8 protein-coding genes and 1 pseudogene are annotated in these 10,402 nt (G+C 54.7%); 7 read left to right on the forward strand and 2 right to left on the reverse strand.

Going from position 1 to position 10,402, the window contains the following annotated elements; all coding sequences use genetic code 11:
* The first annotated feature begins 388 nt into the window (after positions 1-388).
* Both J2X71_RS14275 and J2X71_RS14280 read left to right on the forward strand, forming a co-directional pair.
* Positions 389-961, forward strand: a complete 573-nt coding sequence (locus tag J2X71_RS14275) for an SGNH/GDSL hydrolase family protein (protein ID WP_310382709.1) — start codon at positions 389-391, stop codon at positions 959-961.
* Positions 962-991: 30 nt separating this feature from the next.
* On the forward strand, positions 992-2,086 hold the full coding sequence (locus J2X71_RS14280) for a glycosyltransferase family 4 protein (protein WP_310382710.1): 1,095 nt from the start codon (positions 992-994) through the stop codon (positions 2,084-2,086).
* Between the two features lie 84 nt (positions 2,087-2,170).
* On the opposite strand, the gene J2X71_RS14285 is transcribed toward J2X71_RS14280, so the two are convergent.
* The gene (locus J2X71_RS14285) at positions 2,171-3,700 is read right to left on the reverse strand and encodes an SGNH/GDSL hydrolase family protein (protein ID WP_310382711.1); all 1,530 of its coding nucleotides are present in this window, start codon (positions 3,698-3,700) and stop codon (positions 2,171-2,173) included.
* A gap of 276 nt (positions 3,701-3,976) precedes the next feature.
* On the opposite strand from J2X71_RS14285, the gene J2X71_RS14290 reads away from it, so the two are divergent.
* From J2X71_RS14290 to J2X71_RS14310, 5 genes are all read left to right on the forward strand, one after another.
* The gene (locus J2X71_RS14290; RefSeq protein WP_310382712.1) at positions 3,977-5,032 is read left to right on the forward strand and encodes a hypothetical protein; all 1,056 of its coding nucleotides are present in this window, start codon (positions 3,977-3,979) and stop codon (positions 5,030-5,032) included.
* 334 nt (positions 5,033-5,366) lie between these two features.
* A complete protein-coding gene (locus J2X71_RS14295) occupies positions 5,367-5,828 on the forward strand; it encodes an acyltransferase (protein ID WP_405049714.1) in 462 nt (153 codons plus the stop codon).
* A gap of 77 nt (positions 5,829-5,905) precedes the next feature.
* The gene (locus J2X71_RS14300) at positions 5,906-7,015 is read left to right on the forward strand and encodes a glycosyltransferase (RefSeq protein WP_310382714.1); all 1,110 of its coding nucleotides are present in this window, start codon (positions 5,906-5,908) and stop codon (positions 7,013-7,015) included.
* Positions 7,012-8,175: an acyltransferase gene (locus J2X71_RS14305; protein ID WP_310382715.1), complete on the forward strand. Its 1,164-nt coding sequence runs from the start codon at positions 7,012-7,014 to the stop codon at positions 8,173-8,175. The genes J2X71_RS14300 and J2X71_RS14305 overlap by 4 nt, the downstream gene beginning before the upstream one ends.
* A complete protein-coding gene (locus J2X71_RS14310; RefSeq protein WP_310382716.1) occupies positions 8,172-9,536 on the forward strand; it encodes an O-antigen ligase in 1,365 nt (454 codons plus the stop codon). Before J2X71_RS14305 ends, J2X71_RS14310 begins: the two co-directional genes overlap by 4 nt.
* A gap of 38 nt (positions 9,537-9,574) precedes the next feature.
* Here the strand turns inward: J2X71_RS14310 and J2X71_RS14315 are convergent.
* Positions 9,575-10,141: pseudogene (locus tag J2X71_RS14315) on the reverse strand (IS701 family transposase); the annotation flags it as partial.
* Positions 10,142-10,402: the final 261 nt, after the last annotated feature.

A 10,402-nucleotide genomic window follows, 5' to 3' on the forward strand; every position in this document is an offset into this window, starting at 1 on the left:
TTCCTCAATTGACTTGCGCATCCATCTGTTCACAACGCCTAACGTCAACATTTAAATCTCGGCTTCCAACCTATCGGACAAACTTTGTTGCAAAAGCCCTTCACACCCAACCCGGCATGACGTTATCGTATTCTTCGCTGCAGTGCAAAAAAAATGCCATCGAAGTGAGGCTTTTTTTGGGGTGGGCGGTTAACGCCCCAAAGGGATGCGGACCTAGATGCCGTCCTTTGGGGCCAGCTGACAGCTAGGAAGTTGGAAGGATGAGAAGACATCATTTGCACGAACAGGTTGGGAGATGAAGCAGATTCGGCTCGAAATTTGCCTTTGCCTTGTGCTTCTACTGAGTGTGATTTCTGGTCGCGCTATCTCGTTCGCCCAAGCAGACGACATGACTTATAAAATCGTGACCTTCGGAACGTCCCTGACCGAGCGAGGCGGCTGGCAGTTGCCTTTGCAAGATGCGCTGAGTAAATGTCTTGGGCGCCCGGTTCTCGTGGATTCAGTTGCACGCAGTGGTGCCACATCTGAATGGGCTCTTGAAAAAATAGGGGACGTGGTAGCGGCGAAGCCTGATATCGTACTCGTTGAATTCTATGCGAACGACGCTGCGCTTAATCGCTTCGTGACTGTGGGGCGTAGCCGTCAGAATATGGCAAAAATCCTCGGGGAGCTGAAGCAGCAATTACCTCATACGCGCATCATCGTCATGGGAATGAATCCTATTTTTGGAATACGGGGCTTCATTCGTCCGTTCATCAATAGCTATATCGATACTCATCGTCAGCTCGCGATCGAGATGGGCATTGATTTCTATGACAACCAACCGGCCTGGGCTGAGCTCTCCCCGGATGAACTTGCAGCAGCTATTCCTGACGGCTCCCATCCATTGCCGCAGGCGGCATCCGCCGTCATCGTTCCTGGTTTGACCCAGGAGATCGCATCGGGCAAATGTCAGAATTGAATCACTCGGCCGTATCGAAGGGACAAGCTTATGAAGATTATGGTTTGGTGCGCGGCGCGGGGCGGCATGCGCAGCGTCGTGGAAGCCTATGAGCGTGATGGTTTTCTCGAGAAGGAAGATGTTCGCCTTGTCGCCTCTTACGTGGACGGTAGCTTTCTTGTAAAGCAACTCGTGCTGCTGCGCGCACTTATCGTCTATCTCTGGCTGTTGACGACCAAGCGTATCGAGCTTGTCCACGCCCATTCAGCAATGCGAGGCAGCTTTTGGCGCAAGGGGCTCTTCACGTCAATCGCAAGGCTGTTCGGCATACCGGTAGTCCTGCATTTGCATGGTTCGGAGATGAAGCCGTTCTATGAGAGCCAGCGTCCCTTTCTGCGCAGGCTGATCCGGCGTCATCTTGAGAAGGCGACGCGGGTCATCGTGCTTTCGGAAAGCTGGCGGGAATTCGTTGGCGGGATCGCGCCAGCGGCGCGTATCGTTGTGGTTCCGAATTATGTACTTGTGCCTCCCCCCGCAGATCCGCAGCTGAGGAAGCCGCATGACCTTCTCTTCCTCGGTCTGATCGGACCCCGCAAGGGAACCTTCGACCTCATACCGGCTTTCGCCAGCATAGCTAAAGATCATCCGAATGCGAAACTGGTGATCGGCGGCAATGGCCAAGTCGAAGAGGCGGACAAGCTCGTGAAGGACCTCTCGATGGAAAGCCAGGTGATATTGGCCGGCTGGGTCGACGGGCAGAAGAAGCAGGCGCTGCTGGAGGCGAGCGGCATCTATATTCTTCCCTCTTACAACGAAGGGCTGCCCATGAGCGTGCTTGAGGCGATGGCCGCCGGTGTTGCTGTCATCACAACGCGTGTCGGTGGGATACCGGAACTGATCACCAACGGCGTCGATGGCCTGCTGATCGACGCCGGTGATAAAGAGGGGCTTGCGAATGCAATTTCTGCTCTCCTCAGTGACGAGGGCCTTCGCACGCGCCTGGCCGAAGCCGGTAGAATGCGGGTGGAGAATCAATATAGCGATCGCGTCATATTGCCTCTGCTTCACCGCATCTATGAGGAAGCCTCGGGCGTGAGCAAACGGCAGGGGACCGCCAGCAGCCAAACGCTGGAAGGCCGCTCGTAGGTCGCTTGTCACTCGAGCGTATTGCGGACAGTTTCTCCGAGTGATCTCAAGTTCTCGGAGAAACCCATTTTGATTGGAAGTCCGTTATGACAGCCGCGGATCAGCGATTTTTCTAATGATGAAACGGGATAGCCTGACGGTAAAAGGTGTCCCATTCTTGTCTGATGTGATGTCGAGGTCGCATTTCAGGTTGTTGAAGGGCAAGTCGGGCATCAAGAAGGGGTTGGTTTTGATCCACCAGCCTTCCCTGGGGGCTCCGACCGGATGCGCGAAATCGCCAGATGAGGTCCAAAGTCCTCCAACACTCTGAAGGAGTATTTTTCCTTGCTGCAATTTGAAGACGATCCGCGCCGTGCCCAGCTGATCACCGGCTAACTGTTCGACGAACATAGCAGCGTATATCCACTCACCTGGCGCCAGTCTTCCTGCAGTTGAAATCGGATTGGCGTTGAACTGCACATGCGTGTAGGCTGCATCACTATTGTCGGTCGGCGTCACGATGAGGCGAGCACCCCTGATCGCGCCTTCAAGTTCATCAATTGAGCAGGCAACGGTCGCGGCATTGCGCCCGATGCCACACCTGAAACCGCTCGGAATTTGGCCCGTGATTTCCGGGTCCGCCGTGTCGCCCTCTGCTCCGTCCAATCGTCCCATACTCGCACCGGCAAGATTTTCAACGGTTGGATCCGGATTGAACGTGGATCCGGCGCTGATGGCGGCCTGAAGGATAGGTAGCAGTTTCTCCTTGCCGATCTTCCGCGCGCCCTTCGGCGAAAGATGAATTTTGTCCTGTTCGTACATGGTGAGGTCTTGGATCCCGTCTGGTGCAAGGATATCGTCGTTGCCGTCGACAATACCGAGTACGCCATCGCGTCCTTGCTGAGCCCTGATCCAATTGTTTGAATCGACAATCGTCTTGTGGCGGACATCGTTTTTGGGCCAATCACCGCGCGGATAAATCGTCATGAGGATAACCCATGCGCCGCTGGCCCGCGCCAATCGCAGCCCTTTGTCGAGCTTAGCTATGATTTCCGCTGCGGCTGCAGGGCTGTTCCTCCCGGCAATATCGCCTGAATTGATCGAATTGGTCCCTCCTTCCAGAATGACAACAGCAGGTCGTTTGGAAAGAAGCGCAGGGAGACGGGTCAGAATCCCTGTGGGTGCCTCATTACTCCATTCGAGATGGGCTCCGAATATCCCCTGGTTTGCTCCGGAGATATTGCGACCGGTTGGATCAGCTGTATCGTACCAGCTATCATGGTCGAAGCGAGGATCAAGGGCGCGAGCCCATTCAATGAAACCATTCGCCATGCTGTAGCCTACGGCGAATGTATTGCCTCGGCTTGGATCCAGAGGAGTACCTGCATAAACACCGTAGCCGATATGGCTGTCGCCAATAGCCGATACCTTGGTTCCCACTGGAAGGGGGAGAGCAGGCAACGGACGGTGGTTATCGCTTGTCCCAGTGCCCGAGTCTTCGTTGACAACGGTGCCGGGTAGTGGAGATTGGGGAGCCTCGGCTATTGCTGCCTTTGGAAGAAAAGCAACGCCGATTCCGATCATTGAAGCGCCTGCTTGCAGGAATTCGCGGCGTGTCGCAGGTCGTCGGTTCATTTATGAATCCCAGCCCGTAGGTTTTCGGAGGAGGTAGTTTATTCGCAGCATGATCGTTGACGTGCAAGGAAATATCCTGTCGAATGCTGTCGCATGAAAACGACATTTATCTGTCGCTCTTCCCGTATAATGAACATGATTAGTCGAACGAAGCTCTTGAGATAAGGCATTGCATAGACACGCAGACAACGCACGTGGCCGGTTGGCCTTCTCTCCAGGATGCTGGCGTATGTTGTCCAAGCCGACATCCCATTTTCGATCAGGAGGACATTGACATTGAAAGAGAACAAGGGTCGATGGACCATCGTCCTCTTAACCTGCCGTGATCCTGCCAAGGATTTCCGCTTGCCGCTTGCGGAAGAGCTGCATCTCCTCGGACATAAGGTCTTCTACATCTTTTTGAAGCGGCGCCCTGTCGTGATCGATATGGACAACAGCCAAGAGAAGCGAGTTTTCTCGCTGCCGAAATTCCTTGGCTTTATGCGCCGTACTTTTCGGAATCGCGGGCCGCTATTGTTCGTCAACTCTACCAATCTCGTTTTTCCAGCATTGAGCAGGACGCTTCGGATGCTGTGCGGTGGGTTATGGTGCCTGGACATGCATGACGACCTCCTTTATGGGCGCGCCGGCCTTGCGCGCCTGAAGGCGCAGATCGCTCAGACAATTCTTCTCGGGGGTTCGGATGTCGTCGTTCACGCCGCTCCGACGCTGAAGCGGCTTTTCCCCATGTCGCGTCACCTCGGCAACGCTTCCTCTGTGACGGCGATCGAACGGTCCTCGCCAGATTGGAAGAAAATCCTGATTCTCGCAAGCGTGGACGAGCGGCTCGATTTCGATTTTCTGGGAGCGGCTGCAACGGCAAATCCGGAGCTGCGCTTCGAGATACGCGGCCACATTGCCAGCGACGATTCCAAGGTGAAGAAAAAAGTCGACGATCTGGCGGCCGCACATACGAACATTGATTATCTCGGGCCCTATGTTAACAGCGAGCTGCCCACGATCCTCGGCGCCTATGCTGTTACTCTTGCCCCTTACGTCGTTGGCTCGCCACTGACCGACTATATTGATCCGTTGCGTTTCTATCATTGCCTGAATTCCGGCATGGAAGTCATCTCGACCGGTATTCCCAAGGCTCGCGATTTCGGCAATGTCCTTCATTGCGTCGGAGATTCTGCTGAAGTTGGGCCCTTGGTTCGCGGGCTCGCTGAAGGTACAATTGCGCGCCGCAACAGCGGGTCAACTGCCTCGCTCTACAACTGGAAAAACCGGGCGATCAAGCTGCTTGATATTGTATCCAGCGAGGCTTCAGATGCCGAGGGCCTGCCAGCCTGATTGAAAGGAATATTCCATTCGTGATCCGGCGGACTGCTTTGACTGCCGGATCGGCATAAAGTGTGAGGCATGTTGATCTGTCGGACTTTCCTTGGCCATTTTGTTGCTTCAAGCTAAGGTACGTGTTATCGGAAAGAGAATGCTGCATTGCACCATCGGAGGTCGAGCCGCCATCCTGTGGCGCTATGGCTTAGCTGTTTCTGCATAGCGGTTTCCGCTCAAACTGGCTCCTCTGCTAAGACATACCCAACACCCAAAGGCACCATTTCCGAGAAATGAAATGGAAGGCAGCAAGAATTAGGAGAGCATCGAATTGCCTGGTTTGAACCGATTTTTGAAGCTTCGCCGAATCGTGGTCGATGCGCGACGTTTTTATCTGAACCGCGTCTGGGGAATGAACATCCATCCGACGGCTGATTTTTCGCTTTCTGCTCGCTTTGACAAGACGCATCCCAAGGGTATTTATATTGGCGAGGAAAGTTACGTCGCTTTTGATGCAGCTATTCTCGCGCACGACACAACGCGCCGCATGTATCGCGATACACGTATTGGTAAGCGCTGCTTCATTGGTGCCAGAAGCATCATTTTGCCTGGCGTGACGATCGGAGATCACTGCATCGTCGGATCCGGCAGCGTCGTGACAAAAGATGTGCCGGCGTATTCGATCGTCGCCGGCAATCCTGCACGCGTTCTACGCTCCAATAGTGGGCTTGATCCCTATGGGCGTATTCCAAGGATCGTAGAGCAAGTTCCCAACGAAGCCGCGGCGAACGAGCTTCAAAGCCGGCAGGCGTGAGATCGCGACCGTCGTCGTCTCCGGCCAGCCGTTAAATCTGGCCGGTCAATACCCTCAACGTTGTAAAAGCGAGAAGCATGAGCGAGAACGGCGCAAAGCGGGCTTCCCTGGCCATCTATCTCCCCGATCTTTCCGGCGGTGGCGCGGAGCGTTTGCATGCGCGCCTTCTGCCGCAATTCGCCCAGGCAGGGTTCAACGTCACCTTTCTCCTCGACCGCGAGGGAGGCGAACTCACGGACCCGGTGAAGGAGCAGGGCGCGCGGATAATTGCCCTTGATGCCAAACGGCAGCTCAGTGCCTTGCCCAAGCTCGTGCGCTATCTAAAGAAAGAAAAGCCCGACATTCTCATAGCGAATATGGAGCACATGAACGTGATGGCGGTGTTAGCCCGATGGCTGGCCGGTGTTCGCACACGTATTCTCGTGACCCAGCATAATGCCTTTTCTGAGCAGGTGAAGCGACGCTCCTGGCAATTCCGAGTGCTGCCGGCGCTTTATCGCATGGCGTTGCCTTTCGCAGACATTATCGTCGCAGTGTCGGCCGGCGTCGCCGACGACCTTGCTGCTCGGGCGGGCATCAAGCGTTCGCAGATACATGTCATCTACAATGGTGTCGTCACCGAGGATTTCGAGGAGCGCACGTCGAGGACGCCGGAACATCCGTGGTTTGCCGATCCCCAGCCAGTTGTTCTGGCCATGGGGCGGTTGGTGCCGCAAAAGGATTTCACCACCTTGATCAAAGCTTTTGCAGGCGTTTCAAAGCAGAGTGACGCAAGGCTTCTTATCTTGGGCGACGGTCCGATGCGTGGAGAGCTGGAGGCACTTGCGAAAAGCCTTGATCTTCATGAGCGTATTTCCATGCCGGGCTTCAGCGAGAATGCGCTCGCCTATTTGAAGCGCGCCAAGCTTTTCGTGCTTTCCTCTCGATTTGAAGGGTTCGGCAACGTGGTTGCCGAGGCGCTTGCTTGCGGTACGCCAGTCGTCAGTACCGATTGTCCGCATGGTCCGGCCGAGATTCTGGATGGCGGCCGTTTTGGTTCCCTCGTTCCGGTCGGCGACGTTGCTGCCTTGGAAAAGGCGATCGTCGACTGCTTGGGGCGCCCAGTTGATGTTGCGGTACTTCAGGTGAGGGGACAAACATTCAGTGTCGCCAGATGCGCGGAATCTTATTGCGAGGTGCTAGCATGAGCGGTCTTAGCAAGAGTGCCAATCGCGATAAGTTCGGCAGCATCGAAGTCGGACGTGGGGTCGCCGCTCTGCTCGTCGTTTTCCACCACACCGGCAGCATCATGTCTGAACCCCGCTTTTTTGGCGCGGAGCCGTTTAATAGCCATTTCAATAACTTCAATGTTGGCGTGGATTTCTTTTTCGTTCTTAGCGGCTTTATCATCACCTGGATTCACTGGAGCGATATAGGTCGCAAAGAGCGGATCCGTTCTTTTGCGGCCAAGCGGTTTGTCCGCATTTTTCCGCCCTATTGGTTCATCCTCGCTCCGCTTGTCATCCTATATTTGGTCTTCACAGGGGCGGGGCAGCCAAGCCAGCGCGACCCGGTCAACATCATCCTGTCCATTCTTCTCCTGCCCAATCCGGTTCAACCAGTCCTCGGTGTGGCCTGGACATTGACACATGAGATCTTTTTCTACGCTCTTTTTGCCGCCATCATCTGGTGCGGCCGCAAGGCATTGTGGATCTTGCCAGCATGGGCGCTCGCTATCGTCGCAGCAAATCTTCTGGTGACGTTCCAGGCGATCGGGTCGCTGGCCTTTCCCTTCTCGTTCTTTTTCAGCCCGTTCAATATCGAATTTATCGTGGGCGTCGGCGCGGCGATGATACTGCGGCAGGCGAGAATACCGGTACCGTACGTGCTCGCCACTCTGGGCGTCCTCTTCTTCTTCATCTTGACGTGGTTCTTCGTCAACATTCAGGACAATCCGCTGATTGGACGCCTGGCTTTTGGTACGGCGTCCATGCTGTTCGTTCTTGGAGCAGTGGAAATTGAACGCCATCGCCCGCTGAACGTACCGGGATTTCTTCTCGCCTTCGGAGCGTCCTCCTACGCTGTTTATCTCGTTCATCCGGTCGTACTTTCGTTTTCGATAAACCTTTCGTCACGGCTCGGAATCTCGACATATTTTTCGTTGAATATTGTTGCGGTCATGATGGCGTTCGTCGCCGCGGCGTTTGGGATTTCCTATCACTATCTTATCGAGCGCCGGCTTATACGAGTTGCACGTCGTATCGTGGAGCCGCGTAGAGAAACCCAGCTTGCGGATAGCTACCCCGCGGGAAATGACGGAACCGCCGGTATTAAACCAGAGCAGAAGGTATCGAGGATCGAAGCATGAATGCTGCCCGGCAAAAGCAGGCTTCGCCTTATCGTCTTTCGCCGCGCGAGCTTGCACTCGTTGCTGTCATTACGTTTCCTCTGATAGGCACGCTCTTTCCACTGGATTCGTATCTTGGTTGGAAATCTCCGGCGCTTGCGGCTGTCGTTGTGAAGAGTCCGCTTAACACGACAATAATACTTACGGTGATCTTAAGTTATGTTGCTTGGCTTTTTAGCAGAAGCCCACAGAAATCCATTTCTGCGCTGAGGCGCAATTGGATATTGTTTGCTTTTCTTCTATGGGCGTTTTGCACATCCCGTTGGATGCCTGAGCCGGGGCAATCGTTCAACAGAACTGGGCGCATGCTGGTTTTCACGCTCTATGCCGTATATCTCATAGAATTTGTGCCTTATCGACGTGTCCTTCAGCTTCTTGCTATCAGCTTGGCAATTTCGTGTACGATTTCACTCGTTATGATCGTCGCAGCGCCTTCGCTTTCTTACAGCTCGGAGGATCTGCGCGGCGCTTGGCGAGGCGCGATGATACACAAGAACGTTATGGGAGGTACGGCGTCGATGACCTTCCTCGTTGCGCTTGTGTCGTGGCGCATGAAACTGCTGAACCCTTTCCACATTGTGGTTATTGCGTGTCTAGCCACCTTTTTGTTGCTTATCGCGAATTCGGCAACAGCGCTTTTGGCTGCATTCGTTATCACGGCCATTTTGGGCTATCTGATCTACGTGGTAAATAGGGTTTCCTACCCCTTAGTGCTACTGTTCTTCACGGGCCTCGTGGCTTCAGTTGCGGGGGTCATAATTATATCAAGCGGGATCGTCTACACCCTTCTAGGACGGGATGCCAGCCTGACTGGCCGCGCAGAGGTCTGGGAATTCGCTTCTTACATGATCGACCAGAATCCTTTCTGGGGCTATGGGAACGGTATCTGGGGAACGGAGTACTTCAAGCCGATCGTTTTGCAGGAACTGCATTGGCCCGCGCCTCACGCACATAATGCCTGGATAGATTTTCGATTGCAGTTGGGAATGCCGGGGTTGTGTTTTGCTGTTGCGATTTGGGCGATCATCGGGATGAGACTGCTCTACGCCATTTCTATTCGACGTATCCCGGAAATGGCACTTCCGGCGGCTATATTTATATTGCTGAGTATACGTTCATATTCGGAGACGATTATCGTCGATCCGTCGTTGAATGAGATGTTTTGGCTCGCCTTCTCCTATGCTGCTTTCGCAGTTCTGCCGGTTCGCGAGCGACTTCGTCGGCGTCAGCAGGCGCCTGCTCGCAGATCATGGAAAGAGCCGGCGCACATAATTTCCAAGCAGACATTTGCGCGCAAGCGGGCGGCACCGCCTCTTGGTTGACATTATTGGTGACATTCTTACGCCGAATGCTCGCTCGGTAGGCCTGGCTTGGTAGCAAAGGCTGTAGTCTGAGGAACATGAGTTGCTGCAAGCCTCGCCGGATCGCCAGTCCAGCTCTTGGGCAAGTACAGGGCTCGATCGATAAAGGCATGACCGCGAACGGACACATAGGCGGCGAACACACCGATCTGGCAGTTCGTTATCTTGCCAGCCGAACCTGCATATTGACGTGCAACACCGCACGATGTCTTGCCCTGCTTGAGGAAGCCCGTCTCGTCGATGACCAGGACCGCATCATCCGTGGCGAGGCTTTCTACGACATACTCTCGCACGATGTCGCGAAGTGCGTCCGCGTCCCAGCGCCCGCGCCCCAGAATGGCTTGTTGCCGCCACGGGCCGGGATCACCGGCCGCCTCAGCACGCATCCAACCTGTCTTACGCCGCTCGTCATCCAGTAAGCCGTCCAGGAAAAGGTTCGCAGAGGCTGCAACGCGCTGCTGCGTAAACAGTCCGCGCATGCGAGCTTTCACGTCGCGCAACGATGATGCCCAAAGCTCAAGCGTCGTCTCGATTGATGCACCTGCCATCCATGACCTCCGAATCATGGAGACCCATGGATTCAGATCATAGATAAATATGCAACTGTAATGCTAGCGCCAACCTTGCACGAATCGTAGATCTTGTTTCAGTCGTTCCCTTCTCGGAAGCAGAGTAAGCCCCCGGTGAAGGCCGTCTTGCGAGGTTGAGGCGAACATCGGAAGTCCTAGTGCAAACACTAGACCGTATGTTCGTTGGTGAGGGCCGCCCACCCACGCTGTAGATTGTGTGGGCTCTGGAATTGGCCAGGGCGACCTACCGACCAGCGA

This window comes from Rhizobium sp. 1399, from assembly GCF_031455475.1.
Taxonomy (GTDB): Bacteria; Pseudomonadota; Alphaproteobacteria; order Rhizobiales; family Rhizobiaceae; genus Rhizobium.

Bases quoted from the DNA above. Each gene is read 5' to 3' on its own strand.
- J2X71_RS14285 (WP_310382711.1), bottom strand. From the start codon at position 3,700: ATGAACCGACGACCTGCGACACGCCGCGAATTCCTGCAAGCAGGCGCT.
- J2X71_RS14300 (WP_310382714.1), top strand. From the start codon at position 5,906: ATGAGCGAGAACGGCGCAAAGCGGGCTTCCCTGGCCATCTATCTCCCC.
- J2X71_RS14280 (WP_310382710.1), top strand. From the start codon at position 992: ATGAAGATTATGGTTTGGTGCGCGGCGCGGGGCGGCATGCGCAGCGTC.
- J2X71_RS14275 (WP_310382709.1), top strand. From the start codon at position 389: ATGACTTATAAAATCGTGACCTTCGGAACGTCCCTGACCGAGCGAGGC.
- J2X71_RS14305 (WP_310382715.1), top strand. From the start codon at position 7,012: ATGAGCGGTCTTAGCAAGAGTGCCAATCGCGATAAGTTCGGCAGCATC.
- J2X71_RS14310 (WP_310382716.1), top strand. From the start codon at position 8,172: ATGAATGCTGCCCGGCAAAAGCAGGCTTCGCCTTATCGTCTTTCGCCG.